This window comes from Blastococcus colisei (genome assembly GCF_006717095.1).
In the GTDB taxonomy this organism is placed as follows: Bacteria; Actinomycetota; Actinomycetes; order Mycobacteriales; family Geodermatophilaceae; genus Blastococcus_B; species Blastococcus_B colisei.
The window spans coordinates 3,305,483-3,331,767 of record NZ_VFQE01000001.1 but is presented as its reverse complement, the minus strand read 5'-3'; the positions used below and the strand labels follow the sequence as shown (position 1 = coordinate 3,331,767).

Genomic DNA, 26,285 nt, shown 5'->3' with positions numbered 1-26,285 from the left:
CACGAGACGGCGAAGCGCCGCACCGCCGGGCACAGCGGTCAGGAGCCGTTGTCGTCCGGGGTGAACGCCGCGAGGTCGGCGACGCCCAACTGTTCCTCGATGCCGGCGACCCGGTCCAGTACCTGCTGAAGTGCGGCGTCGCCATAGTGGCTGTTTTCGAGGTCGGCGAACCGCTCGGCAAGCAGGTCCAACTCGCGCTGCGGGGTGCCGCGCCGCAGCGCCGGGTAGATGACGGTGTCCTCCCATGCCTCGTGCGGCTCATACATGCGGACGAACTGGTCGAGCATGGTGCGCAGCCGGTCGCGGACATCAGCGCGGGTGAGGTCGAGGTCATCGGCGCGGTAGATCCGGGCGGTGAGGTGCCGGCCCCGGTCGTGCTGGATGAGCAGGGTGCGGACAAGGTCGGGGTGGGCCGCGCGGACCCGTGGGAAGACGTAGGCCTCCTCCAGGCCCTCGTGGAAGCTCTCCACGTAGTCGTAGACCAGCCGGGCGGCGTCGACGACGGCGCCGACCGGCGGCGTGACGCCAGCGTTGAGCTGATCGGCGGCGGCGCGGTAGGCCAGCAGGATCCTCTTGAGCACGCCGTGCTCGGTCATCAGCTCCTCACCCGGCGACGGCGGGCGTGGCGCTGCGGCGTTGTCGTCGGCGTCAACCAGGAGGTGTACCGCCTGGGTGCCGCCCACGCCAGCGACCAGGCCTGCGGCGCCGGTGAGCAGGCCGCGGCGGCTGAGCGAGCCACGTCCCACCCGCGGGACCGGGTTGGCGGTCACGGCGTCGCCCTCGGGTCGGTGGTCAGCGGCTGCCCGGAGGCGTCGAGCACGTACCAGGGGGCGCCGTTGAGCAGCAGCGCCTGGCCGTGCGCGGTGCTGGGATCGACGTCGCCGGCGTAGCGGTACAGCGGGTAGCCCCCGTAGGTGACGATCTGCCCGCCGGTGTTCGGATCGGGCAGCGTGCCCAGCAGCTCGGCGTCGATCCCGTCGCCGCCCGCGGGGATGACCCCGTCGGCCACGGCCAGCGGCGGCCACGATCCCGCGCACGGCCCGGTGCAGGTGACCCGCGCGCGGACGTCGGGCGGGAACATGTAAAGCACGAAGCCTTCGCCGTCGGCGAGCACCCCCCCGAGGCCGGGAACGTCGACCAACCCTACCTCGGCGGCGGAGGCGGCGTCCTGCGGCAGTAACGGATCCCCGGCCGCGGCCGTGTCGGCACCGCCGCAGCCCGCGGCCAGGACGGGGAGGAGGAGCAGTGCGGCGGCGCGCGGGCGGCGGCTCACGCGTCGTCCACCAGTCGTTCCAGGTCGGCGCGGTAGTCGTCGGGTGTGCTGCCGGAGGTCCAGACCAGGCCCGCGCGGCCGTCGACGAACGCCAGCGTCTGGACGCCGTGCTGGACGGTCACCGTGCCATCCGGGGCGACCTGGGGCGGGGCCAGCGAGACGCCCATCGACTCGGCGACCGCGGTCACCTGCCCCGGCGACGCGGTCAGCCCGACGAACGGGGCTGCCAGCCCGGTGTCGAAGTGGGCGAGCCAGTCGGCCAGCACCGCAGGCGTGTCCCGTTCGGGGTCAGAGGTGATGAACACGACCTGGGTCCGCTCCTGCACACGCTCTGGCGCCCGCTGCAGCGCGATGCCCAGGTCGGCCATCGTGGTCGGGCAGACGTCCGGGCAGTGCGTGTAGCCAAAGGAGACCAGCATCACCCGATCCTGCTGCAGCTCGCCGAGCGTCGTCGTGCCTTCGACGGCGGTGTCGAACACGGCCGTCGCCGCGGCATCGGTCAGTGATACCGGCTCCGGCAGGGAGGTGCCGCGGAAGCCGGAGCTGTCATTGAAGGTGCTCATCGTGGCCGGGGCCGAGGCGGTGTCGCCGGCGCCGCAGCCGGCCAGCAGCAGGCCGGTCGCGACGAGCGCCGCCGCGTCGCCGCGACGGCGACGGCGAACGGCGCGGCTGGGGCGATCGACGGGAGATGGGTGCATGTTCTCTTCGTCGCTTGGTGCGCGATCCGGGTTCCCACCGATGGTGTTCAAATTCCGGCTCTGGGGAAACCGGGGGAATTCCGCTGGGTCTGGGCACGACTCCTTCTTCGTGTCCTCCATGTTTTCCCGGTCGCACCCCATCCTGTCGCGCCTCACCCTGGCGGCGGCGTTCGCGCTGATCGGGCCGATCGCCGGCTGCGGCAGTGGCCCGCCCGTGGGCGCCCCGTCGACGTCGTCACCGCCCTCGGCCACGACCGCGCCCGCAGGCGGCGCGATCGAGCACGTGCAGGCCACTTTGGGAGAGCTCAGCGCCGGCGACGGGTACGTCCGTGAGCCGGCGTCCCCGTCGGTGGCCGCGGCGTACCTGACGATCGTCAACAACGGCGACACCGATGATCGGCTCATCTTCGTCACCAGCGACGTCGCGGCGATGGTGATGCCGATGACCGAGACGTCCGAGGACGGCGTGGGCACCATGACCGATCTCGACGAGGTGGTCGTGCCAGCGCACGACGCCTTCCGGTTCCGCTCCGGGGCGGCGCATCTCATGCTCGAGCCGCTGAAGACGGCGCCGGCCGCCGGTGACACGGTGACGCTCACGCTGACCTTCGAGCGGGCCGGCGCGGTCGACATCGTTCTGCCGGTCGAGCCGATTAACGCGCCCCTGCACCACGGTGCGGACGGAACCGACTGACGGAACTGGGCCTCCGTCACCCGCGGGCCGCCCTCGACTGAGGGTTGCCGCCGGGAGGACGCCGGATCACGGTACCGCCGTGTCAGCTGGGCGGCGGGTGGGGCCGGCCTTCGCTCCGGTGCACCTTTTGCGGCGACGGCGGAACCATGCCGGCCGCGACGACGACAAATCAGGTATGCGAACGATCAGACCGTGGCTGCGCACCGGCTGCCGCGCCGTGCTTGGCATCGTGTGGCTGGTCGCCGGTGGGCTGAAGCTGCCTGACCCGGCTGCGGCCGAACGCGCCGTGCGGGCTTACCAGCTGCTGCCGGAGCCGTTCGTGGCGCCGGTCGCCTTCGGCCTGCCCGCGCTGGAAATCGCCGTCGGCGTCCTGCTGCTGCTCGGCGTCTTCGTGCGGGCGGCGGCCGTGGCCTCGGCGGTGCTGCTGGGCGTGTTCGTCGCCGCGGTCGCCTCCGCTTGGGCACGTGGGCTGACGATCGACTGCGGCTGCTTCGGTGGCGGCGGGCAGGTCGACCCCGGGCAGACCGCCTACCTCAGCGAAATAGTCCGCGACCTGGTTCTGCTGGTGCCGGCCGCCGTCCTGGCGGTGTGGCCCCGATCGCGCCTCGCCCTGGCCGACCGCGCCGAATCAGCCGACGACACGACGACGGGAGACCGCTATGCCGTCCGCATCTGACCGCACGACCGGCCGCCCGGGCGGCCGACCGGCCGCCCGGGACCGCATCGCGACCAAGCGGGCCGCGGAGAAGGCGCGCCAGGAGCAGGCGCGCAAGCGCCGCGCCCGGCTGGTCACCGGGTCCGTGGTCGCCGCCATCGTCGCGGTCATCGTGGTGGTCGCGATCATCGTGCAGTCGGCGCGCACCGACACCGCTGATGCCGCCACGCCGGCCACCGTGGCCGAGGGCACCGGCGGCGCCGGCTTCGCCACCGGCCCGGCCGACGCGCCGGTGACCATCGACGTCTACGAGGACTACCTCTGCCCGGCCTGCCGGGCCTTCGAGGAAGTGGCCGGCGACGCGCTCGACCAGCTCGCTGCCGAGGGGGAGGCCCTGGTGCGCTACCGGCCGGTGGCCATCCTCGACCGGCTCTCAGCCGACGACTACTCGACCCGGGCTGCCAACGCGGCCGCGGTCGTCGCCGACGCCGCCGGCGTCGAGACGTTCCTCGAGTTCTCGGACCTGCTCTTCGCCAACCAGCCCGCCGAAGGTGGCCCCGGCCTGTCCGATCAGGAGCTGGTCTCACTCGCCGCCCAGGCCGGTGCCACGGGCGCCGACGTGGAGACCGGCATCCGCGAGCTGCGGTTCGGCGACTGGGTGGCGCGGGTGACCGATCAGGCCAGCCAGGAGGGGCTGACCGGCACACCCACGGTGCTGGTAAACGGCGAACCGCTGGCCGTGCCGACCGCCGAAGCGCTGCTCGCCGCCGTGCAGGCCGCAACCGAGTGAGCCGCGAGCATCCGACCGGCACGTCGGGTCCCCACCGAAAGCCGGCGCCCGAATCCCAACCTTCAGTTCAGTCTGGCCTGAGCAAACGGGCAAATCACGCCACCGGCTTCGAGGCCACGCGCTCGGCTCGGTGGCGCGGAAGGTGGCATCGGATCAACCGAGACGGTGCGCAAGTCTGTGCGCCGCGTCGTGGTCGACGCCAGTCAGCGGCCGGGGTGAGTAGCAGCGAGGAATCGGCCGAGTTGCACCGGCCGCGGGCAGGGAACCTGGCGCTGCGCCGGCCCGGCGAGACCCTCAAGGCGGCGGCGAAGTGGAGCGGCCGAGACTCGACAGTCGGGTGCTCCCCGAGCACGGACTCCTGGTCGCCGGTCAAGCCGGAGGACAGGTCAAGGTCCAGTAGCTGGTTGGAAGAACAGCAGTGGCGGTTGGCCACCGGTCTCCATGGCGCGGTCGTTGGTCTCGCCGACGGTGTCGGTGAGGGGAAAGGACGGGCGTGGTAATGCTCGGGCAGGCTGATGCCAGCGAAGCGGTCATCCAGCCCCGCCGTCGCGGCGGCGTCACGGTGCCTGGCGTGCCCGGCGGGGTTGTGTCAACACCCGCGCTGCTGCAGCCGCTGCCGCCGACCCGCCTACGGCGAGTCAGGCGGCAGCTGCTGCGGGCGGAGCGAATCAGGAGGACACGGTGCGGCGACGCGCCGTCCAGCCGAGCGCGAGACCGCCGAGCCCGGCGAGCAGCCCCAGGATGGCCACGACAAGGGCCGTGGTGGCCGTCGCCGAGCCGCCGTCCGCGGCCTCGCTGCTGGTGGCCGCCTCCTCCACGGCGGCCTCGTCCGCAGCGTCGTCCGCGTCGGCGTCATGACCGGTGGCCTCGCCGGTCAGCGCCAGCACCGGGGCAGGGGACTCCGGCTCCGCCCCGTCGACGGTCGGCTCGATCCAGGCGGATTCGCTGCCGTCGCTGTAGGTCTGCACCGTCGGGTAGCTGAGCGTCTCCGCGTCCGGGAAGGGTCCGCCGGACAACCCGAATTCGCCGAACTCGCCGGGACCGATGCCGACGCCCTCGTTCTCGGCGCGGAACTCGACCACCGACACGTACTCGGTGATCTCCTGGCCGTGCGCCTCCAGCGGGTCATCGAGCCGGGTGGTGGTCATGTCCACCGTCCAGCCGGGCATCGGCATCGCACGCAGCGAGGCCATGGCGGCCTCCTCCGGGATGGCGATGCGCACCCCCACGGTGCTGGCGGTGTCACTCTCGCTGGGCACCCGGAAGGTCAGCTTGCCGTAGCCGCCGGGTTCCGCGTCCGGTGACGAAACGCCCACGTGCGCGGCGGCGACGCCGGCGAGCGCCACAAGGGTGGTAAGGACGGCCGCCAGGACGACGGCGAGCCGGTGGATCGTGTGGGACACGGTTCTCCTTCTTTTCTCTGTGTGGGATCAGCGCACCGGGAAGGTGGTGCGCGCGGTAGTCGCGGTGAACTCGTCGAGCCGGACGGTGACCGCGAGGGTCCAGGTGCCGGCGGTGGGGATGGTGAGGCCGTCGCCGATGTAGTGGCCGGGCCCGACGGGTTCGAGGTCGACCTCGAGCGGACCAATCTGCTGCTGGGGCTCGGTGAGGGTCACCTGGAGGTCCTGTGGCTGGGTCAGTCGGCCATTCACGTCGAACAGGTAGACGTGCAAGGTGTTCGGCCCCGTCTGGGCCGGCACGAGAGATATCTGGACGGTTCCCTCGGTGCCGGCGGCCCCCTCCAGGGCCAGGGTGGCGTCCACCGGGTCGGCGACCGCCGAGCGCGCCGGTGGCGTACCCGCCAGCACGGCCGACAGCACGAGGACGACGGCCACGACCGTCGCCTCCAGCAGCACCGACCGGCGGAACGGGTCGATGTCCTCGATTGCGGCGTCGGCCTGTGCGGCGGCCCGGGCCCGCGCGGCTACCTGGAGTGACTCGGCCTCTGCGACGAAGGCCTGCGCGGTGACCCGCCGGCCGCCGCGGCGGGGCCGGGGCCCGCCCAGGTGCTGCTGCACCCACACTCGGGCGACGCCTGCGGCGCCGAGCACGAGCAGGACGAGCGCGACCTTGGCCACCAGCACCCAGCCGTAGGTGGTAATGAACAGCGCGGTCGGTGTGCCGACCTCGCGCACGGTCTGCACGACACCGGTGACGACGAGCGCGACCACCGAGCCGAACGCCAGCCGGGAGAACCGTGGCAGCGCTCTTGCCAGTTCGCCGGCCGTGACGCCCGGGCGGAGCAGCCCGGTCAGCAGCGTGACCACCCCGCCCAGCCACAGGGTCATCCCGGCGACGTGCACAGAGGTGACGACCACGGCGAGCACCGGCATGGCGCCGGCGACCGGGTGCCCGACGGCGGCGGTGGTGGCGATCAACCCAAGCGCCAGGATGGCGCCGACGATCACGGCGGCTCGTCGTGGCGCGAACCGGAGCGCGGCGAGCAGTAGGAGAGCCAGCACGACGCGGGCCAGCACGGTGAGGCCGTAGGTGGAAGATGCTGTCGCCGCGAGCAGGTCCGGCGCGACGAGTGCGCCGAGGCCGCTGCCGGCCGCGTACGGCCCCTGCAGCAGGAACATGAGCAGACCGCCGGCCGCGACAGCGGCCGCGCCGGCGGCGGCGAGCCGGCGCAAGCGGGCAACCCCCCAACCGGCCGGCCAGCACAGCAGCAGGAACGCCGGGACGCCGAGCCCCAGCGCGAGCCCGGCGAACCCCAGCCAGCGGGCGACCACGAGCAGCCCGGCGACGAACGGGCCGCTGTCGGCGTCGGCGTCGGCCAGCGCCTGGTCGACCGGCTCGGCGTCGCCGACGACGAAGCCGAACGCACCGCTGACCGGGTGCGAGTCGGCCGAGATCATCCGATAGGTGACCAGATAGCCGTCGTCCGACAGGTCCTCGCGCAACGGAATGGTCACCGTGGCCCCGTCGACGGACGGCGCTCCGGTGTCGACCCGCTCGGCGTCGCTGTCGAGCACCCGCGCGTAGCCGGCGCCCAGCGACACCGCCTCGGTGAATCGGAGGGTCACCTCACCGGGCGCCGTCTCGAGCGCCGCGCTCTCACCCGGCGTGGTCGCCACCAGCTCGGCGTGCGCAGCGGCGGGGCCCGCGGTGACACCGAAGGTCAGCAGCCAGCCGACGAGGGCCACGCCGACGGCACGTGCCCGGGCGGTTCCCGTCACGCGGCCGCCCGTCGCCGTGCCACAGCAAGCGCCGACCGCTGCCGGGGCGGACGTCCGCGCCACGCCACGACGCAGATGAGCACGACCCCCGCCAGCAGCAGCAGGTGGACGAGCGCCCGGTCCAGGTGCACGTGTCCGGCGGCCAGGTCGGCCACCGTGGTGGCGAGCAGGAAGATGGTGAAGGCGCCGAGAAACGGCAGCGAGCCGGCCGCCCACCGCGGCCGGGCAGCCACGGCGATGAACGCAACGGCGACCGCGGCGTTCCACGCGCCGGTCTCGTGCGCCATGTGCACCGGCGCGCTCATCGCCGCCGTCCCGCTCAGCAGCGCAGGCCAGGCCACTCCGGCCTGCGCCACGGCGACGGCCACCAGGGCCAGCCGCAGCGCGCTGCCAACCAACCGGACGCGAGCGGCCGCGCGCACGCCCGGTAGCTCCTTCGGCAACGCGATGAGCACCCGCGCGGTCAGGTCGGGCACCGGCGGTGCGGAAGTCAGACGCGCGCGGCGGGACACCACCGCAGCCTCGGCCACCCAGACGGCGCAGCCCCGACAGGCGGCCAGGTGCCGGTCGAGGGCCGACTCGGGCATGCCGAGCGCCTCGCCATCGAGACGCGCCGAGGCCGCCTCGCGGAACGCGGAACACTGCATGGTGAAGTAGTCGTCGAGGGGAGCCATCCGGTTCCCGGTCTCATGGAGGGAGTCCGGTGGACGAGCTGGCACGGTTCGCCACGGCCGCCGCCGACGGCGACCCGCTCGCCGCCGCCACCCTGGTCCGGGCCACGCAATCCGACGTCTGGCGACTGTGCGCCGCGCTCGGCGACCGCCAGTCGGCCGACGACCTAACCCAGGAGACCTACCTGCGGGCATTCGCCGGGCTGCACCGCTTCGAGGGCCGCTCGTCGCTGCGCACCTGGCTGCTCGCCATCGCCCGGCGGGTCTGCGCCGACGCCGTCCGCTCCCGCCGCCGGCGGCCGACCCTCGTGCGCGGGGTGGACGCCGCCGACATCGAGATGTCCGACGGTGCTGACCGGGTCGGCGAGCAGGCCGCCGTCGACGACCTGCTCGCCCGGCTCGACCGCGACCGGCGGGAGGCGTTCGTGCTCACACAGCTACTCGGGCTGCCCTACGCCGAAGCCGCCGAGGTGGTCGGGTGCCCGATTGGCACCATCCGGTCACGAGTCGCCCGGGCCCGCACCGACCTGATGGCGGCCCTGGACGCGGCGGACGACGCGGCGCTGGGCTGACGTGGCGCCGGGCTGTTCCCGCGCCGGGCTGGGGTGATGGCAGGGGACGTGGTCACCTGAGCTCAGCGAAACCGCACCGTCGGGCCAGCGGCGGCACCCCGGCAGACTCTGAGCGGCGGACGAACGCCCGCTCCGGCATCCCCTCGTCGGCGCGACGGAGTGAGCAGCCGCCCCGGCCGGTGTGGTGGAAGACGTGCCCGGAAGACCCGCCCGGTGAGGATTCCCGCATAGGGCCGCTGACTGGGTATCGCCATAGGCGGGCAATGTTATGTGTCGAGGGCGACGCGAGTCGGGCCCACGGGCGGTAGCGACCCAGTCGAAGGGCGCAAGAAATGCTGACCCAGGCGTCACCCCGCAACACGCCGCCTTCGTCGTTGCACCTCGCGTACGTCACCCCTCGCTTCTCGCTCCGTCACCCCCCGCTGCAGGAGCCGAATGTCCCCAGACGCGATAGCGGGGCAGCGCTGGTCACGGGCTGACGTGACCGCCTCCTGTCACCCCTGCCTAGGGTGACGGCCCGTTGAACGTCCCTGCGGAGCGTCGACGGCATCACACCGATGCCGGAGGACCCGCACATGTTCCACGACCCCACCATCGTCGGCAGCTGGCCGGCGCTCGCCGCTCGCCTGGACGGCGACGCCATCCTCGTCCGTTGGGCAGCTACCGAGCCAGCCCTGACCGGGCTGAGCAGCGTCGATGACCTGCTCGCCGTCTGGGCCGATGGCGGCGCGGGCGACCGCCCCGACGTCGTGCTCGCCGCGCTCGTCCGGCTGGCCGCTGTGGACGGTGGCCGCGACGACGACGCGCTGCTGGTGACGCTTCACTTGCTCAGCGGACTGGTGCGGACGATGGCCAGGCAGCTCGCAGACCTGACCCCCGACATCCTCGCCGTGGTCGTCGGCGAACTCGCTTGCCAGATCCGCCGCTACCCATGGCGACGCCGGCCTCGGGCGATCGCGGCGAACCTGCGCGCCGAGACCCGGCGGGCGGTACTCGCCGAGCTGCGACCCAGCAGCCGCTACCACCCCGACCGGGTCGAGGTCCTGACCGCTACGGGCGACATCACTCGGATCGCAACTGCGAGCGCCGACGAGGAGGGGGAGGACCTCGACGTAGTCGACCTGCTGCAGTGGGCGGTGCGCTCAGGGGTCGACGCCGAGGACGTCGCACTGCTGATCGCCACCGAGTGCAGCCGCGACCGTCGACACCGGCGGGCCGACCAGAAGGTCGCCGCCGCACACGGCATCACGACGCGCACCCTGTACCGCCGGCGGAACCGCACGCTGACCGCCCTGCGCGGCGTGGCTCCGCAGTATCTGGCGGCCGTCGCGTGAGCCCTCTGCTGCAGGACGTTGATGAAGCCGGCGCCGTGACGGGCGGTGTAGCCAATGGCGGCGACGTCGGCCCCGACGATCGACTGCTATCGGTTGCGGAGATACAGCAGGCCTTCCACGAGCTGCGTGCCCGTCGTTCCCGACTCGCCGCACGAGGGCTGGCCGAGCCGACGCGTCTCCATGAGCCCTTCGAATCCGAGGGCACTGCTCCGGCGGGTACACCGGTTCCACCCGCCCGCCGCCCCAGAAAAGACGAGGGCAGGACCTCGCTTCCGGCTCGGGACGACATGCACCGCGAGCGCTGGCCTGACAGCGGTGACAGAGCGCCGCAGGGAAGCGTGAGCAGGGGTGACAGCGCGCCCGCGGCTGTCCCAGGCAGGGGTGACAGCGACGCCCTGGCAGCTGACTGGATCACGGTCGTAGCGGCACACGCCGGTGCCGGCGCCTCCACGGTGGCGCTGGCCATCAGCGACGCCGCCGCAGCCACCGACCGGCGGGTGCACCTGGTGGAGACTGCGCATCCCCGCCGGTCGGGGCTGATTGCCGCGGCGTCGGCGGAGATGGGCACCGACGCCGCCGGCGCCTGGCGACGTGGCTCCCGCGACCGCGTCACGATCGACCGCCGCGTTGAGGACGTGGAGCCTGGCGGCTGGCCGGTCCTCCCGATCAGCGAAGAACCGGCGGTCACCGTCCTCGATCTCGGGCTGCCTGCTCCGGAGAACCTGGCCCGACTGGCCGCCGACCGCACGCGCACCGTCGTCGTCTGCCGGCCGACCGTGCCCGGGGTGCGATTGACCGAGCACGTGCTGAGCCAGCTGGCCGAGCAGCCGGTGGTGGTGGCCATCGTGGGCCCGGCGCGCTGGCCCCAGGCGGTGAAGGCCAACTGCGGACCGCGGCTTCGCGAGTTGCGGTCGCAGGGGCGGGTGGTCCGAGTACCGGTCGACCGACGACTGCAGACAGCCGGTCTGACCGGGGACCGGCTGCCCAAGGCTGTGGAGGCTGCCGGCCGGTCGCTGACCGCGCTGCTGATGCCGGCCGTGCCACCGCAGCCTCGGCATCGGCACCGGGCGGCATCGTCCCAGCCGGGGGCGGCGGGGGAGGCCCGGTGAACCCCCGCAGGATTGCACCTGCAGCGGTACGAGCGGCCTCGACCGTCGCGTTCGTCGCCGCCGGCCTGGTCGCGCTCACCGCGTGGCCGGCCACCGCAGCGCCGGTGGAGTTGACCGCGGCGGTCTGCCCGGAGGCACCGCCGGGAGTGCAGGCCTTCGCCGATCAGGTGACGGCGTGGGTGAAGTGGGGCGTGCTGGCGCTGATCGGGATCGCCGCCGTCGTGTCGCTGGGCTCGGTCCTGGTGGGCCGGATGTTCTCCCATCCGCATGCCTCCCGCTTTGGGGCGATGGGCGTCGCGGTGGTCGTGATGGTGGCCATCACCTACACGGTCATCCTCGTCATCCTGGACTCGATCACCGGCAGTGGGTGCACCTGATGCGCCGCCGTCCCGACATCCAGAGGAGCGGTGCGCCGGAGTGGAGCCCGGCGCGTCTCCTTGCGGCGCTCGTGGTCAGCGCGGTGGTAGCGCTGGCGGTGCTGGCGGGCCTGGTCTTGGCGGTTGTCGGAGGGCTGAGCGAGGAGCCGGACGAGAGGGACGCCGCACTACAGGCTGCAGCTCCCTCCCCGGACATGTCGCGGCACGATGCGCTGGCCGCCGCGCCGATGCCGACCGCCGACCCGGATGACGCGCTCCCTGGCCCGGTGTCGAGGCAGGCTGCGGACGTTCTCGAGTTGCCGCGCGCCACCGGCGCGGGCGCGGCGGACGTGCCCACCGGCTTCCCGCGAACTCCAGAGGGTTCGCTGGCGCAGCTGGCGGCGATCGACGTGACGGCGATGCAGAGCGGCTCGATGGACGGCGTGCGGCGGGTGATCGCCGAGTGGGCCGCTCCCGGCGGGCCGACCCCGGAGACGTGGTCCGGGGTGGACGGCATGGCGAGCTTGTTGTCTGCAGCGGGCCTGTCCGGTGCTGGGTCGCCGCAGCTGGCGATCGTCGTCCGCCCGGTGATGGGGCTGATCAAGGGCACGGTGGGCGAGGAGTTCGCGGTGGTGTGCGTGAACTTCGAGTTCACCGTCACCGTGGAGCAGACCTCGCGGATCGCGATCGCCGACTGCCAGCGCATGTCATGGGCCGGGGATCGGTGGGTGATCGGCCCCGGGCCGGAGCCGGCGCCGGCTCCGTCGGTCTGGCCGGGTACCGACACCGCAATCGCGGCTGGCTGGCGGGACCTGCGCCATGTCTAGGCCGCAGTCGCGACGGCGGATTCCTTGGGTCCGGCGGAGGGCTTCGGTCGTGCTCCTGCTGGCGGCGGTGGGTTGGCTGGCGACCGCCGCTCCTGCCTGGGCAGACACGGCGGTGATGGCCTTCCCGACGGCTCCGGCTGCGGACGACGGCTCGCTCCCGTGTCTGCCGATCAACCCGTTCTGTGTGATCGGCGAGGCGGCCGGAGCCGTGGTCGCCGACGTGTGGATCAGCGCCATGTTGTCTCTGTGGGGGGCCGGGCTGTGGCTGCTGGGCCTGGCCTTCTCGGTGATCGACGCACTGGCCACCCCCGACCTGTCCGCCGGCGGCCCGCTGGCCGCGGTCTATCCGGTGACCTTCGGCATCGGCGCCACGGTCGCGGCGCTGATGGTCATGGTGCAGCTCGGTGTCGCGGCGGCGCGCCGGGACGGGCAGACCCTCGGCCGGCTGCTCATCGGCCTGCTTCAGTTCGGGCTGGTCTGGGTCGGCTACGTCGGCGTGGCGGCGCTGTTGGTCACCGGCGTCTCCGGACTGACCACCGCCCTGCTGCGCAGCCTTCTCGGTATAGACACCCTGGCCGCTTTCGACCCGTCGATCAGCGTGGGCCGCGACATGGTCGACGGCACGGTCGCCACCGTGCTGGGGGTCAGCTCCATCTTCCTGCTCGTTCCGGCCAGCGTGGGTTACCTGCTGCTCATGCTGGTCCGCGAGGCGGCGCTGATCGTGCTGGCCGCGACCTCGGCGATCTCCGCAGGAGGACTGCTGGCGCAGACGTCGAGTACCTGGTTCTGGCGCAGCCTGCGCTGGTTCCTCGCCGCGCTGCTGGTTGCCCCCGTCGCCGTGCTCGTCCTCGGCGTCGGAGTGACCATCACCGAGGGCATCATCACCGGAGCCGAGGAAACGAGCACCGAGGCCGCGAGCGGCATGGCGGTGGTCGGCTGTCTGCTCATCCTGCTCGGAGCCATCTGTCCGCTGGCGCTGTTCCGGCTGCTGGCCTTCGTCGATCCCGGCACGTCGTCTGGGGCGGCGTTGCGCTCGTCGCTGGCCGCCTCCGGCGGAGTCATGGGCGCGCTGCAGAAGGCTGGAGGCGGGCGAGCGGCCGTGGCCACCGCGGCGGCGGGTGCCGCATCCGGTGGGGTGGCCGCCTCAGGTGCCGCGGCTCGGTTGGCTGGTGACCGCGCGCAGGGCGAGTCAACCGCAGACGCGACGACCAGTGGGCGCTTCGCCGGCGCGCTGCGTGCGCTGACCACGGGCACCTCCACGGCCGGCCGACTGGCCGCGGGGGTGGCCGCCTCGGCGTCAGACGTGCTGTCGGGCGCCGGAGTCGGGCACACCCACCCGTACTACGGGCAGCCGCTGCCCGCCCGGGTACCGGTGCGCGGCAACGGCTCCGGCGGAGGGACGGCGACCGGAGGCGTGCACGGCGGAGGGCACCGTCCCGACGACGGCGGAACACAGCCGACAAGACCGACCGGGAACGGGCACGTCCACTCTCCCGGAGGCGCATCTTCTGCGGCCTGGCCCGCCGAGCGCCTCGACGGCATGGCACCTGACCGGCCCGGTGAGAGCGACCCATCCGGTCCCGACCAGGACGACGCGCGATGAACGCCGTCCGCTACGGCGACTACTCCCGCGACGTCTCGGGCTGGTTCCTCGGCATGACCGGCACCCAACTGGCCCTCGTCACCCTCGCCGGCGTACCGGCGCTGTTGACCTTGAACGCGCAGGCATGGGCGCTGCTCGCCATCTGGCTGCCGGTGTGGGCACTGCTGGCCGCCGTGCTGCTGATCCCCATCCGAGGGCGGGCTGCTGGCCGCTGGTTCGCCGATCTCTGTCTGCACGCGATCGGAGGAGCGATGGGCTGGACGGTGTTCGGCTCCCGAGCCGCGTCCGGGACGGCCGAGGACCTGTCCGAGGCGGACCTGCCCGGAGTGCTCGCCGGCATCCGCACTCACGACGGACCGCCCTACGGGCAACTGTTCACCCGCCCGGTGATCGTGCAGAACTCCGCGGCGGACACCTGGGCGGCCGTGGCGCGGATCGACCACCCCGGCATCGGCCTCGCCGAGCCGGCCGAGCGGGACCGGATGGGCGCCGGCCTGGCCGAGCTGTGCGAGATCGCCGCGCGCACCGAACTGATCGACACCCTGGCGCTGCAGGTGCGCACCGTGCCCGACGACGGTGCTGAGCGCGCCGCCTGGGAGCAGGCCCACACTCGTGCGGACGCCGCGCCCCTGGCCGCCCGGGTGAACGCGCTGCTGGGTGCCACCCTCACGCCGGCCGCGGTGCGCACGGAAGCCTTCGTGACCGTCGTGGTCGGTGAGGGACGGATGAGCCGGTCTGCAAAAGAGTCCGGCGGCGGGGTGGACGGCCGCGCGCGGGTGCTGCACGGGGTGATGGCCGAGGTCGAGAGCGCGCTGCGCGGCCCGGTCGGCTGCACCGCCGTCACCTGGCTGGACTCGGCAGCACTCGCTGCCGCGGTGCGCACCGGCTTCGCCCCCGGCGACCGTGGCCAACTGATCGCCGCCGACCTGGCCGCCGCCAACGGCGCCCAGCTGGCGACCGGGGTGCCGATGGCCGCCGCCGGACCCACCCACGCCCGCGCCGAGCTACGGCACTACGCGCACGACGCATGGGCGTCGGTCACCGACACGATCCTGCTACCCGACTCGGGTGCGGTGCTCGGCGCACTGGCCCCGGTGCTGGTCCCGACGACGGCGGGGGAGCGGCGCTGTCTGACGGTGTTCCTCGCCCCGCTGCCGCTGGACCGCGCCACCCGGCTGGTCGGCCGGGAAGAGATGAGCGCCACCACCGGCAACGAGCTGCGCGCCCGCATGGGATTCCGGCAGCGGGCCCGGCAGCGGCGCGACTCGGAGCGGATCGGTGCCGCCGACGAGAAGCTGGCCGCCGGCCGAGCGCTGGTTCGCCCCGCCGTCGCCGCCTGCGTCACCGTCCCGGCCACCTGGCCGGTGGACGAGCACGGCCGCCGGCTCGCCGCCTCCATCCGTGCCGCCGGTTACGTGCCGCTGCGGCTGGACCTGGCCCAGGACTCCGGGTTTGCCGCCGCCGCCATTCCGCTGGGTGTCGGGCTGCCCAACCGCAGGGGACGACGATGACCCGACGCACCGCTCGTCGGGGCCGAGACGTTGCCGTCCTGCTCGACGACTTCGGCCACCGGCTCCCCGCCGTCCCCGCCGTCGAGACGGCGCGACGGGAGCGCGGGCCATTCACCGCGCTGGTGCCCCGCCGTGGGCCGCGTGGCCGGGGCCGGGGCCGGGCGGCGACACCGGCGCCGCTGTCGGTGTGGCGGATGACGTCGGAGCAGACGCCGGTGGTGTGGCCGCTGATCGCCACCAGCGGGCTACCGCCCACGGGCGCGCAGATGGGCATCGACCTGCTGTCGGGCGGGGCGTTCTACTGCGATCCGGTCGGCTGGGTCACCGACGACGCCATCCCGGTCACCAACCCCAACGTCGTCGTCTTCGGCAAGCCCGGCCGCGGCAAGTCCGCCACCGTCAAGGCCTTCGCGCTACGCATGCTCGCCTACGGCTACCGCACGCTGATCCTGGGGGACACCAAGGACGAGTACGAGCCGCTGTGCCGCGCGCTCGGCGTGGAGCCGTTCGTCATCGGCCACGGATTCTCTGCCCGGGTCAATCCGCTGGCCTTCGGGCCGCTCGGGCACGGCTGGGACCGGCTCGCCGCCGCCGAGGCCCGCCGCCGCGAGGCCATCATGTTCGCCCGCTGGCTGGTACTGATCCGTGGCCTGGTCGGCTCGCAGAACGTGCCCTTCGGCCCCGTGGAGGAGACCGCCGTCGGCGAGGCGCTGCGACTGCTCACCGGCTACCGCTCCGGCGCCACCCGGCTGACCGAGCCCACCATCCCGCAGCTGTGGCAAGCTCTGGACGAGCCCACGGACGATCTCGTCGCCTCTTGCCGCTACGCCGACCGCCGGCACTTCCTCGACGCCACCCGCACCCTGCGCGATGCCCTCGGCTCCCTCGTCAAGGGCTCGTTGGCCGGGCTGTTCGACGACCACACGTCGATCGAGGTCGACTGGCGCGCGCCGATCCAGTCGCTGTCGCTGTCCCGCCTCGAGCCGCTCGGTGACCAGGCCGTCGGCATCGCGCTGACCTGCCTGAACTCCTGGGGCCAGGCGATGCGCGAGATCGCCGACCCAGGCGACCTGCGCATCGTCATCCGCGACGAGACCTGGCGGCAGATGCGCCTCGGTGCCGAGGCGATGAAGAGCCTGGACGCCAACCTGCGGCTGTCCCGCCGCGACGCCGACGTGCAGATCCTGCTCGCGCACAAGCCCTCGGACATGCTCACCGCCGGCGACGCCTCCTCCCAGGCGGTGGCCATCGCCCGCGACCTGCTGCACCTGTGCGACGTCAAGGTGCTGCACGGCCAGGACCAGGCCGTCGCCGACGAGCTCGCCACCATGCTCGGGCTGACCCCGATCGCCCAGCGGGTGGTCACCGGCTGGGCGATCGCCGGCAAGGGCCGTGCCCTGTGGCTGGTCGGCGACCGGGCCTTCAAGGTGCAGACCGTCCTCACGGCGCCCGAGCTGGCCCTGACCGACACCAACGAGGCCCTCACAGGACGTCCGGCATGAGCGGGACGGCCGAAGGACTGGCGCGGGCGTACGCGAAGCGATGGCTGTGGAAGGCCGCCGCTCCCGTCGCCGTCCCGGTGTTCGGCGTACTGACGCTGCTGCTGATCCCTCTCGCGGTTCTCGCCGCTCCGGAGGCGTCGCCGGCGGCGGCGTCCTCGGTCTGCTCGATCGGCGGCACCGGCGCCACCGTCGCCGGCACCGACCTGAACGCCGTCCAGATGGGCCACGCGCAGACCATCGTCACCGTCGCCGCGGCACAAGAGCTCGACCCGTACGCGGCGACCGTGGCGCTGGCCACCGCCTACCAGGAGTCGCGCATCCGGATGCTGGCCAACGACGGCAGCAGCCCCGAACTCACCGCCGAGCAGGCCGCGGTGACCGCCACCAGCCTGACCTATCCGCATGACGGGCTCGGCTCCGACCACGACAGCGTCAACACCTTCCAACAGCGCTGGATCGCCGGCTGGGGCACCGTCGCTCAGCTGATGGACCCCGTCTACGCCGCCGAGGCCTTCTACCGCCGACTCGTGGCCGTGCCCGACTGGCGGGCGATGCCGCTCACCCAGGCCGCACAGGCCGTGCAGGTCTCGGCCTATGGAGGTGCCTACGCCCGCTGGGAGCCGCTCGCCCGCGAGCTGACCGCCATGCTGTGGCCGACCACCCAGGCCACTGCGGCCGACGGGAGCGGTGCGGCGGCCGGCGTCTGCCCGGACCTGCCGGTGCCGGCCGGGTCGTGGATACGGCCTACCGCGGGCACCTTCACCTCCGGCTACGGGTCCCGCTGGGGCGCCCTGCACGCCGGTGTCGACATCGCAGGCCCCCGCGACACTCCCGTCTACGCCGCCGCCGACGGCATCGTGGTCACCGCCGCGTGCACCAGCGCCTACTGCGACCGCGACGGCAGCCTGAGCCTGCCCGGCTACGGCAACCTCGTCGAACTCGACCACGGCGGCGGGGTGACCACCCGCTACGCGCACCTGTCGGCCTACACCGTCAACGCCGGCCAGGGCGTCAGCGCCGGGGCACTGCTCGGTTTCCAGGGGTCCACCGGCAACAGCACCGGCGTCCACCTGCACTTCGAGGTCCGCCTCGACGGCGCGTCCGTCGATCCCGTGCCGTGGCTGGCCGACCGCGGCGTCGACCTGCATGCCGCCACCGCCGGCTGACCGGCAGAGAGGGAACCAGGACGTGGACATCCACCACCGAAACGGGGCCGGCGCATGACGATGCCCTTCCGGCGTCGCGATCCGCAGCCGATCGCCCGGGGATGGGAACTGGCGGTCGCCGCAGTCGGTGGCGCCCTGATCGCTGTCGCGCTGGCGGCCCTGGTCGGTCTCGGACTCGCCTCGGCGTTGTGGGGCGGTGGCTGGGTGTGGCCGCAGGGCACCGAGACGATCACCCACGTCCTCGGCGGGCTCCTGGGCGGCAACCCCGGCCGCGGCCTGCCGCCCGACCAACTGCGTCAGGTCGCCAAGCCCATCCCGGTGTACGCGTGTGTTGCCGTCGCCGAGCTCGTCCTGCTGACCGCCGCGGTCATCACCGCTGTCCTGGTCGCCCGCCACCGGCGACCGGGCGACGCCCGCGGCGGCATGGCCACCCGCAGGGAGGCCCAGCAAGCCCTCGGGTTGCGGCAGCTCCGCGCCGGGCGAGCGGTCATCCGCCCGGACCGCTACCCGTCCAGAGGCAGCCGAGGACGTGTCCATCGCCTCCTGTCCACAGGCGGTGACGCGATCCGCGGTCGTACCCACAGATCCGTCCCGAGCACCACTTCCCGATCGACGTCCCCAGCACCGTCGATCGAGGCACCACCCGTCCACACTGTGAAGGAGACCCCTCGATGAGCTCGACCGACGACGACCTGAACGCCGATCTGCTCGCCGCCCGCGCCGAGGCTGCGGCACTGTTCGCCGCCGCTTCCCGCAACGACCAGGCCGGGCCGACAGCGCAGCTGCACTGCCTCGCCGCCGCCACCGCCCTGCGCGCGCCCAGCGGCCCGGTGCCCGCGACCGCCGACGCCACCGACCCCGACCGGCTCGTCGAGCAGGCGCTGCGCATCCTCGGCAACCTGCCGGCTGACGACTTCGCGCACCCCGACGTCCTCGCCGCGGCTCAGCACGGCCACCGCGCGCTGCGTGCGCCACGCTGATGGCCACCTCGCTCGGGCAGCTGCTCGACGCCCTCGCCGACACAGCGCGGACCACGGACGACAGCGCAGCCGCGCGCGCCGATGCAGGCACCGCGTTGGGCCACCTGGGTCGGGCGCTGGCCCACCTGCGCCGCGACGGCGTATCCCCATTCGCCGGCGATCGCCGCGAACAGCAGGTCGCCGCCCTGGCTGCCGCCTGCACCGAGCTCGGCGTCCGCGCTCCAGCGACCGAGTCGGCCTTGACCCGGTTGGCGGCCGCCGCGGCCGACACCGTCGGCGTCCTGTACGACCACACCAGCGTGACCAGCCGGTGGGCCGTCGCCACCGCCGTAGCCGAGACAGTGGCGCCGCTGACCGAGGTGGTCGCCCACCGCCTGCCCGCCGGCCCGGCGACGCAGTGGCTGGCCGAGGTAGAGCGTCAGGCGGTCCTGGTCCAGCAGACAGCCGCGCTGCAACCGCCGACACGCGCCGACGTCGCCATCCTCGACCGCCCCGTTCCAGGCCCCGCGGTCACTGCGTCCGTCGACCCGGCACGCGTGGTCCCCGACGCCATCGGCGTCCTCCTCCAGGCCACGGCCCGCGCCAATGATCCGCCGTCGGTCACCGAGGTCCTGGCCTACACGATCGCCGCCCAGACACTCAGCTCCGCCGCGGAGCGCCTCGGCTCGGCCGACGCACCACCCGCAGGTCAGACGACGGCCGCCGACGCCTGGCGCGCCGTCCGAGCGGCCCTGCGTCCGTACGACGACGGCAGCCGCCACTTCCACCAGCACACACCATCCGGCGTCACCGCAGCCGGTCGACTCCATACCGTCCTCCGCTCTGCCCAGCCCGATCCGGCCACCTGGACGGCGTCCCTGCGCGCATCCGTCACGTCCGCGGCTCAGCACCTGCCCACTCTCGCCACGCAACTGCTGTACCGCACCGTCCGGTCCTGGGCCGACACCGGATCCCTGATCGCCTACGCCCGCGACGTGCCGCCGCGCGAGGAGCGGGTGGCCGCGTACCTGCGCGGATATCAGCCCGGCGGACTGGTCCGCGTCACCGCCACCGACCTGCAACCGGTCGCCGGCGCCCTGCACAACGCCCGACTGCTCTCCCTCGCCGTCGCCGACCAGGTAGCCGATCCGGGTGCCCGCGCGACGGCCGGCTTCCCGCGCCGGGCCTGGGCCGCGAATCGGGCGCTGCTCGACGACCCGCAGACGCCGGTCGCGCTCAGCGTGGCCATTCAGCAGGCCCACCAGCAGCTGCAGGCGGCGCGACCCCAGCGGCCCAGCCCCGGCCGGGCACGCTGAAAGGGGAATCGGATGCTCACGTCCGGGTTCGACCCGACCGACGTCGGCTGGCGGCTGGGCCGCTCCTCCCAGCCGCACGGGGTGGAACTGTGGTGCCGCTACGACCGCACCACCGGCGTCTACGGCGAGCAGGGGTCCGGCAAGACCCTCGACCTGCTCGCTCCCGCCCTGCTGGCCCACCGCGGTGCCGGCCTGGCGACGCTGACCAAGGTCGACGACCTGCTGCTGACCGCCGGACGGCGTCAACTGCCCTCTGGTCCCGACGAGCCGCCGCGCCCGGTCGCGGTGCTCGATCCTTTCGGCGCCGCACCAGGGCTGCCGGAGCTGGTGTGGGATCCGGTCGCCGGCTGCGTCGATCCTCGGATCGCCGAACGACGAGCCAAGGCGTTCGCCGCCGGCACCGTCGCCGGCGCGGTCACCGGCGGCCGGCAGGACAACGCCGCCCGGTTCTACGCCGCGGAGACCGCCAAGGTGCTCCAGGGCTTCCTGCACGCGGCGGCACTCACCAGCCGCACCCTGGAGCACGTCCTGGAGTGGGTCGCTAACCCCGTCGCCGCCGAGCAGCCCGCCGAGATCCTGCAGCAGCATCCGCACGCAGCCCGGTTCTGGGACGGGCTGCTGATCGGCGCCCTGCACGGCAGCCCGGACACCGTCGGCAACACGGTGACCACCGTCCAGCAAGCGATGGCGCTGTTCTTCCAGCCGGACATCAGGGCGCGCTGCGTGCCTTCGCGCGGACGGTCGGCGACCGATCTGGCCGACCTGATCGTTCGGCAGGGAACGGTGTACCTGCTCGGCCGGGAGGACCCCTACGCCTCGGCGGCACCGCTGATGACCGCGGTCGCCGAACACGTCCTCGACACCGCCCTGCACGTCGCCACCACCTCGCCGCACGGGCGCCTGACCCCGTGCTTCCTGGCCTGCCTCGACGAACTGCCGTCCACCACGCCGCTGCCGACCCTGCGGGTGCGGATGGCCAACGAACGCGCGCTCGGGCTCTCGTTCATCTACGCCGCCCAGACCTGGAAACAGATGGTCGTCTCCTACGGCGAGGACGAGGCCCGCTCGCTCTTCGGGCTCACCAACAACCTCGTCATCTTCGGCGGCGGCAAGGACGTCCACTTCTACCGAGAACTGTCCGACCTGCTCGACGACGTGCGGATCAGCCGGCGGACCGTCACCGACGGACCCGGCGGCATCGGCACGTCGCGCTCGGGTGAGGACGTGCGGGTGCTGCGCCCCGGCGACATCCGTCGCATCCCCGAGCGGCACGCTCTCGTCGTCGCAGGCACCGCGCCGCCGATCGTCGCCCGCTTGCGGCGCTGCCTCGACGGCAAGGACGGTCAGCGGCTCACGACCGAGCTCGACGCCGCCCGTGCGCGGGTCAGCCGCTCCCGCGTCGACACCGTCGACGTCGAGCAGCGCACGGCTGCCGCGCTGGCATACGCCCGCGATCACCGGCTCGGCCCGAGCCGGCACGTCGACCCGGCCGACCCGCCGGCCGCACCGCAGCCCGAGGCGTGGTCCTGGTGATCGTCCTGCCGTTCCCGCCGCCACCCCTCGCGGTGCTGCGTGCGCTCGAACTCCTGGGGAACACGCGTCGAGGCGACCGCGGGGGAGCGGCCCAAGCCGGCGCCGTGGCCGACCTGGAGCGCCCCTGGGAGCCCGCCGGCTGCAGCGGCGAGCTCAGCACAGCGGTCTGGAGCTGGTGTGACGACGTCGTCGCATGGATCAACCATGAGTACGCGTGGCGGCCCGCGCAGATGGTCCCGGTCTGCTGGCCCCGCCACGCCCACATCGCCCGGGAACTGCCCGTGCTGACGGTGCTGCGGTGGGAAGCGGAGAACGCAGCAGGTCCCCAGCTGATGGAGGAATGGAACCGGTACGCCTTCCCGATGTTCTGCGATCGCATGGCCCAGCGGCTCGGGGAGAGCACCTGCCGCACCGGCCGGCACCAGGACTGGCCCGCCGAAAGCCGCTACACCGCCTTCCTCGACGCCTCCCCTCGATGATCAGCGCAGGCGCCCAGCGGATCACCGCGAGGAAACGGGCGGACGAGGCCAGGAAAAGACGTAGCCCCGGCGACATGACCAGAGGTCAGCGGTCCACCGGGGCTTTCACGATCACTGTACGCCAGGATGCAACCCGATGACAACGCCGACGCCACCGGCCTTCCCGCCGGCCGGTCGCTGGGTGGAGGCCTGGCTCAGTGCCCCGCGATTCGCGGTCTACCTAACCGCTGCGAGCGCGGACCGAGACCGGGCGTTAGCTCTGTACGAGTGGAACGCCCAACTCAGCGACGCGCTGCTCCACGACCTGGCGCACGTGGAGGTCGGGCTGCGCAACGCCTACGACGTCGCCCTGTCCGCCCGCTGGCCGGGGCCTCCGCACTGGACGCTGGCTGCAAACGCCGTCTTCGCTCCGGTCTACCGCACGCGCGGACGACGCCGCGTCGACGTCAACGACAAGCCCCGGGACAGCCTGCGCCATGCGATCGCCAACGCCGGCGGCCGGACCGCCCCGCCAGGAAAGATCGTCGCCGAGCTCATGTTCGGCTTCTGGCGCTACCTCAGCTCCGCGGCGCACGAGAAGACCCTGTGGGTGCCCGCGCTGCACCGCGCCTTCCCGTCCGGCACCGACCGCGCCGTCCATGTCGACGGTCCGGTCGGCCGCCTGCACGATCTGCGTAACCGCGTGGCCCACCATGAACCCCTGCTGACCACCGACGTCGCCGGACGACTGGCCGACCTAATTGGCGTCGCCGCCCGTCTCGATCCCCAACTGGGTCAGTACCTGCAGGCAACCAGCACCGTTGCCAGCCTGTTGGCCAGCCGGCCCTAGGGTTGCCCTACGGCTGCGACTGTGGCCGAGCGGCGGAGGTCGGCGCTGCAGGGAACTGTCCGAACCTTCGGCGACCTTGTGATGGGACGCGATTCCAGACTCGACGAGTCTTTCGTTCACTCCCCTCACGCTTAATCCGTGGTTCGCGCTGACCCATGCTTACGATGGCCGCACCGAAGTCCTCGAACACACATAACCGATCACCCGGGCTGACGCCAGCTTCAACCGAAGCCGAACCGGACTATTGTATCTGGGTCGGCCCCACCACAAGAGGATGAAAAGTGACTCACCCATCAAGTGGTTGGACCGCCGGTGCGGTGAGGCCAACCTCGAATCCAAAACTGCACGAAGCTCTTCGCCGGCTCGAACGACAATTCCCGATCGTCGAGGATCACCGCCTTATACTCGAACAGCTCGGCTCTCAGATGGTGTACACCCAGAGATCTGAAGTGAATGGGCTGCGCGACTGTCATTGGGCTCTGGTCAGGTTCTCGGGCGCAATCGAGTTGGCCTTCGGGCTGACGCGCGAGGTCATGTTCTTCTACAGTCCGTACGCCGACCTCCAAATCAGGGAATTCGAAGCGGCCAAGACGGCAATAAAGATGGCTCGTCGAGACATAACGCCCGACATCATTTTCATATGGTCACCCGATCCGCGAGCGCGGCAGAAGCTGGACGACTGGTCACAGGGAGGGCGGGTCCTGGCCATCCCCCTAGCGAATGCTACAAGCAGCTCGCCAGTTTCACTGATTTCCGTTCTTCGGGATTACATCTACGCACGAGACCTGTTTTACGAGTCGACTCCGGTCCGAGGCGATAGCTTCTTCGGTAGGCGGCAGTTGTTGCGCAGCTTGAGAGATGACGTCACGTCTCGACGAGTGGCTGGGCTCTTTGGGTTGCGAAAAGCTGGGAAGACGAGCGTTTTGACTCAGCTCGCCGAAACCATGCAAGATTCAAAGCGGATGATTATCCTGCGGGACTTGGAAAGTCTGCCATCTCCTCCCGAGGATCCGATCCCAGGCCTCATTCGGGATCTCGTGGCGGACCTCATTGACCAATTGGGCATACGACACTTCGATGTCACAGGTCTGCGCCAGTTGTCGAGGGACGCAGACCTCTCGGAGTTCCGGCGAGCCGTGCAGTCGACTTTGCGCTCACTAGCCCTCCGGGAAGTTGACGTAGTGCTCATGCTAGATGAGATCGAATACCTCACGCCCTCGGATCGCATCGACATAGAAGAGGGGGCGATGCCTAGCATCGCACAGTTCCTGGGAGTGCTCCGGAGCCTAGTTCAAGAAAACGGGAATTTTACTTTTGTGGTGTCGGGTCTAACTAGTGCCATAGTTGAGAGTGGGAGATTGTACGGGCGCCCAAATCCGCTCTTCAGCTGGGCCAAGACTCACTATCTTTCTCCATTTGATCGAGGCGAGGCGGATGAACTGGCCGTCTCCCTGGGCGGTAGAATGGGGATCGAGATCGAGCAAGGTGCACTGCAGGCCTTTTTTGAAGCTACGGGCGGTCACGCCTTCCTGTATCGCAGCCTCGCGTCCAACGTAGTTCAAACGCTGCCGGTAGACGTATTTCAGCGAAGGGTGACCCGCGGCGACGTGCTTCGTGCACTCGGCTCATGGAAGCGCTCCGTGGCTGGCAACCTTAGTGAAATGCTGAATCATGTCAGGCGCTATTATCCCATCGAAGGGATACTGCTAGACGCTTTACAGGATGAACCTGAAGCCTTCGACGACCTCGCCAACGAGTATCCGCTGGCTCTTCAGCACTTGATCAACCTAGGTTTGATCCAGGAGGACGGGAGAGGGTACGAGACGACAACCGTCCTGAGCCTTGTATGAGCGAGGCGCTCAAGGCTGTATTGCAGCGACGCGCGGGGCGGCTGGAGGCTAGCTTAGCCCGGCATCGACTTGTCTTTCTGCAGCTAGGCTCAAGCTTCCGCGTACTGCGCAGTGATCTTCTGGAACTAATCGCGGACACGGTCGTGAGTGTTGAGGAGGTCCTGGCGGGGTTCGACGAGCAGCCGCCCTCCACGATTGCAATCTGTAATGTAGAATCGCTATCCCTCGCCGCCAACGGCAGTGACCGACTGAGTGCGCTCCGCGAACGCTCGTTGCGTCTATTAGACAATGGGCACCGGGTTTGCCTTGTGTCGACCGCCCCACGCGTCGCTTTTGGAAGTGTGCCCGGCAGTTCGCTGCTGGAGGACGCATCACTCGCTCTACTTGATTTCCTCGACGAGAGTGAGCTTAGCGGTACAGAAGAGCGGGCCCCGCTATGGCACCTCCCGGAGGCGTCGTTCGGGGAGCAAGACGGCGATCTCATGGAAAAGGTACTCGGCGAGTTGGGGACTGGGGTGCTGAGCGCCCTCGACCACTGTCTGTTCGAGATAGACCCACGCTCATCGAACGGCCTCTCTTTCTTGTCAATTCGCGAGACGGAGGCCTTACGCGGGGCTGGTCTCATAGTCGTTTCGTCCGATGGCGGCATCGAATTGGCTAATCGCCGGTCTCTGGCCGAGATTAAGGCGGCAGTAGCTCATCTTCTCGGCACTCTAACCGACGCTCCCGCCGAGCTTGCAGCGGTCAGCAGTGGACTGTGGTTCATTGAACGTACGATGCGGTCAGCTCTGCGGCGGCACGTCTCCCAGTCAGAAGGGGAACGCTGGAGGGTCGCCGCTGTCGGCGGCTTGGCGACCGAAGTACTCAAGCGAGCACAACTGGACTCAAGCCTGTCAGCCGTGAGCGTTCGCGAATTGCGCGACCCGCTTGAGTGGCTGACACTGTCAGAACTGCTCGACGTCATTACGTCTACGCGAATAGGTGGCTTAGGCGTCGCCTCGCACATCTGGCAAAAGTTTAGGGAGCAGGTTCTTCCAGTCCGGAATAGGCTCTCTCACATGAGACTACTGAAGTCTCGCGACGAGGAGACTGTGAGCATCTGGGTTGGCGTTATCCGCCAAACGTTCCGTTGAGCGTAGCCCCAAATCCGGCGAAGCAAGGGGTCGACGATCGGGCACGGCCGGCAGCGTCGGTTGTTCAAAGTCCGGGCACCGCTGCGAGCGGTAATAGCGGGTGCGCTCGGCGCTGATACCCCCATCACTGACGGCGCAGCGGCTCTCTCCTGGCCACGCCTCCGCGCGCTCGCCACATTGCCCTGAAGCCGCCCTCAGGGGGGCAGGCTGCCTAATCGGGGTAGGAGCGCTGCGAGCCAAATCCTC

26 protein-coding genes are annotated in these 26,285 nt (G+C 71.5%); 20 read left to right on the top strand and 6 right to left on the bottom strand.

Translation table 11 applies throughout. The annotated features are described in order from the left end of the window. Nucleotides 1-38: 38 nt before the first annotated feature. Genes FHU33_RS15855 through FHU33_RS25065 form a run of 3 tightly spaced genes read right to left on the bottom strand, consistent with a single transcriptional unit; the run spans nucleotide 39 to nucleotide 1,836 of the window. Nucleotides 39-770, bottom strand: a complete 732-nt coding sequence (locus FHU33_RS15855; protein WP_142026195.1) for a hemerythrin domain-containing protein — start codon at nucleotides 768-770, stop codon at nucleotides 39-41. Beyond that, nucleotides 767-1,273 carry a COG4315 family predicted lipoprotein gene (locus FHU33_RS15850; protein WP_170182480.1) on the bottom strand — a complete coding sequence of 169 codons (507 nt, stop codon included), beginning with the start codon at nucleotides 1,271-1,273 and terminating at the stop codon, nucleotides 767-769. Before FHU33_RS15850 ends, FHU33_RS15855 begins: the two co-directional genes overlap by 4 nt. Then, complete coding sequence (locus FHU33_RS25065; protein WP_170182479.1) at nucleotides 1,270-1,836, bottom strand: SCO family protein; 567 nt, start codon at nucleotides 1,834-1,836, stop codon at nucleotides 1,270-1,272. Before FHU33_RS25065 ends, FHU33_RS15850 begins: the two co-directional genes overlap by 4 nt. Before the next feature lies 1 nt (nucleotide 1,837). Here FHU33_RS25065 and FHU33_RS25060 point away from each other — a divergent pair, with 1 nt between their 5' ends. The 3 genes from FHU33_RS25060 to FHU33_RS15835 all read left to right on the top strand — a co-directional run bounded on the left by FHU33_RS25060 (nucleotide 1,838) and on the right by FHU33_RS15835 (nucleotide 4,110). Beyond that, on the top strand, nucleotides 1,838-2,665 hold the full coding sequence (locus FHU33_RS25060) for a copper chaperone PCu(A)C (protein ID WP_170182478.1): 828 nt from the start codon (nucleotides 1,838-1,840) through the stop codon (nucleotides 2,663-2,665). A 175-nt stretch (nucleotides 2,666-2,840) separates the two neighbouring features. Further along, complete coding sequence (locus tag FHU33_RS15840) at nucleotides 2,841-3,341, top strand: MauE/DoxX family redox-associated membrane protein (RefSeq protein ID WP_142026193.1); 501 nt, start codon at nucleotides 2,841-2,843, stop codon at nucleotides 3,339-3,341. Beyond that, on the top strand, nucleotides 3,325-4,110 hold the full coding sequence (locus FHU33_RS15835; protein WP_142026192.1) for a DsbA family protein: 786 nt from the start codon (nucleotides 3,325-3,327) through the stop codon (nucleotides 4,108-4,110). Before FHU33_RS15840 ends, FHU33_RS15835 begins: the two co-directional genes overlap by 17 nt. A 668-nt stretch (nucleotides 4,111-4,778) precedes the next feature. Here FHU33_RS15835 and FHU33_RS15830 read toward each other — a convergent pair. From FHU33_RS15830 to FHU33_RS15820, 3 genes are read right to left on the bottom strand one after another with little or no spacing between them, the layout of a single operon-like run. After that, nucleotides 4,779-5,513, bottom strand: coding sequence for a YcnI family copper-binding membrane protein (locus FHU33_RS15830; protein ID WP_142026191.1), 735 nt, complete (start codon nucleotides 5,511-5,513; stop codon nucleotides 4,779-4,781). Between the two features lie 27 nt (nucleotides 5,514-5,540). After that, complete coding sequence (locus FHU33_RS15825; RefSeq protein ID WP_142026190.1) at nucleotides 5,541-7,289, bottom strand: copper resistance CopC/CopD family protein; 1,749 nt, start codon at nucleotides 7,287-7,289, stop codon at nucleotides 5,541-5,543. Beyond that, nucleotides 7,286-7,963: a zf-HC2 domain-containing protein gene (locus FHU33_RS15820; RefSeq protein WP_246063695.1), complete on the bottom strand. Its 678-nt coding sequence runs from the start codon at nucleotides 7,961-7,963 to the stop codon at nucleotides 7,286-7,288. Before FHU33_RS15820 ends, FHU33_RS15825 begins: the two co-directional genes overlap by 4 nt. Before the next feature lie 29 nt (nucleotides 7,964-7,992). Between FHU33_RS15820 and FHU33_RS15815 the strand changes: the two genes are divergently transcribed. From FHU33_RS15815 to FHU33_RS15735, 17 genes are all read left to right on the top strand, one after another. Beyond that, nucleotides 7,993-8,532: a sigma-70 family RNA polymerase sigma factor gene (locus FHU33_RS15815; protein WP_142026189.1), complete on the top strand. Its 540-nt coding sequence runs from the start codon at nucleotides 7,993-7,995 to the stop codon at nucleotides 8,530-8,532. A 575-nt stretch (nucleotides 8,533-9,107) separates the two neighbouring features. Continuing rightward, on the top strand, nucleotides 9,108-9,866 hold the full coding sequence (locus tag FHU33_RS15810) for a hypothetical protein (RefSeq protein WP_142026188.1): 759 nt from the start codon (nucleotides 9,108-9,110) through the stop codon (nucleotides 9,864-9,866). 338 nt (nucleotides 9,867-10,204) lie between these two features. Further along, a complete protein-coding gene (locus FHU33_RS15805; RefSeq protein ID WP_142026187.1) occupies nucleotides 10,205-10,975 on the top strand; it encodes a hypothetical protein in 771 nt (256 codons plus the stop codon). Further along, nucleotides 10,972-11,352: a hypothetical protein gene (locus FHU33_RS15800; protein ID WP_246063693.1), complete on the top strand. Its 381-nt coding sequence runs from the start codon at nucleotides 10,972-10,974 to the stop codon at nucleotides 11,350-11,352. Before FHU33_RS15805 ends, FHU33_RS15800 begins: the two co-directional genes overlap by 4 nt. Further along, nucleotides 11,352-12,158, top strand: coding sequence for a hypothetical protein (locus tag FHU33_RS15795; RefSeq protein ID WP_142026186.1), 807 nt, complete (start codon nucleotides 11,352-11,354; stop codon nucleotides 12,156-12,158). The genes FHU33_RS15800 and FHU33_RS15795 overlap by 1 nt, the downstream gene beginning before the upstream one ends. Next, nucleotides 12,151-13,761, top strand: a complete 1,611-nt coding sequence (locus FHU33_RS15790) for a hypothetical protein (protein ID WP_142026185.1) — start codon at nucleotides 12,151-12,153, stop codon at nucleotides 13,759-13,761. Before FHU33_RS15795 ends, FHU33_RS15790 begins: the two co-directional genes overlap by 8 nt. Then, the gene (locus FHU33_RS15785; RefSeq protein WP_142026184.1) at nucleotides 13,758-15,272 is read left to right on the top strand and encodes an SCO6880 family protein; all 1,515 of its coding nucleotides are present in this window, start codon (nucleotides 13,758-13,760) and stop codon (nucleotides 15,270-15,272) included. The genes FHU33_RS15790 and FHU33_RS15785 overlap by 4 nt, the downstream gene beginning before the upstream one ends. Beyond that, nucleotides 15,269-16,774: an ATP-binding protein gene (locus tag FHU33_RS15780; protein WP_142026183.1), complete on the top strand. Its 1,506-nt coding sequence runs from the start codon at nucleotides 15,269-15,271 to the stop codon at nucleotides 16,772-16,774. The genes FHU33_RS15785 and FHU33_RS15780 overlap by 4 nt, the downstream gene beginning before the upstream one ends. Further along, nucleotides 16,771-17,940: a M23 family metallopeptidase gene (locus FHU33_RS15775; RefSeq protein WP_142026182.1), complete on the top strand. Its 1,170-nt coding sequence runs from the start codon at nucleotides 16,771-16,773 to the stop codon at nucleotides 17,938-17,940. The genes FHU33_RS15780 and FHU33_RS15775 overlap by 4 nt, the downstream gene beginning before the upstream one ends. Nucleotides 17,941-17,994: 54 nt before the next feature. After that, entirely contained in the window at nucleotides 17,995-18,615 is a 621-nt protein-coding gene (locus tag FHU33_RS15770) for a conjugal transfer protein (protein WP_170182477.1), read from the top strand. After that, nucleotides 18,612-18,920, top strand: coding sequence for a hypothetical protein (locus FHU33_RS15765; RefSeq protein ID WP_142026181.1), 309 nt, complete (start codon nucleotides 18,612-18,614; stop codon nucleotides 18,918-18,920). The genes FHU33_RS15770 and FHU33_RS15765 overlap by 4 nt, the downstream gene beginning before the upstream one ends. After that, nucleotides 18,920-20,215, top strand: coding sequence for a hypothetical protein (locus tag FHU33_RS15760; RefSeq protein ID WP_142026180.1), 1,296 nt, complete (start codon nucleotides 18,920-18,922; stop codon nucleotides 20,213-20,215). Before FHU33_RS15765 ends, FHU33_RS15760 begins: the two co-directional genes overlap by 1 nt. Nucleotides 20,216-20,227: 12 nt before the next feature. Then, the gene (locus FHU33_RS15755) at nucleotides 20,228-21,748 is read left to right on the top strand and encodes a type IV secretory system conjugative DNA transfer family protein (protein ID WP_142026179.1); all 1,521 of its coding nucleotides are present in this window, start codon (nucleotides 20,228-20,230) and stop codon (nucleotides 21,746-21,748) included. After that, complete coding sequence (locus FHU33_RS15750; RefSeq protein WP_142026178.1) at nucleotides 21,745-22,227, top strand: hypothetical protein; 483 nt, start codon at nucleotides 21,745-21,747, stop codon at nucleotides 22,225-22,227. Before FHU33_RS15755 ends, FHU33_RS15750 begins: the two co-directional genes overlap by 4 nt. A gap of 136 nt (nucleotides 22,228-22,363) precedes the next feature. Beyond that, nucleotides 22,364-23,056: a hypothetical protein gene (locus FHU33_RS15745; protein ID WP_246063690.1), complete on the top strand. Its 693-nt coding sequence runs from the start codon at nucleotides 22,364-22,366 to the stop codon at nucleotides 23,054-23,056. A 281-nt stretch (nucleotides 23,057-23,337) separates the two neighbouring features. Continuing rightward, nucleotides 23,338-24,906, top strand: coding sequence for an ATP-binding protein (locus tag FHU33_RS15740; RefSeq protein ID WP_142026177.1), 1,569 nt, complete (start codon nucleotides 23,338-23,340; stop codon nucleotides 24,904-24,906). A 143-nt stretch (nucleotides 24,907-25,049) separates the two neighbouring features. After that, a complete protein-coding gene (locus tag FHU33_RS15735) occupies nucleotides 25,050-26,039 on the top strand; it encodes a hypothetical protein (protein ID WP_142026176.1) in 990 nt (329 codons plus the stop codon). The last annotated feature ends 246 nt before the right edge of the window (nucleotides 26,040-26,285 follow it).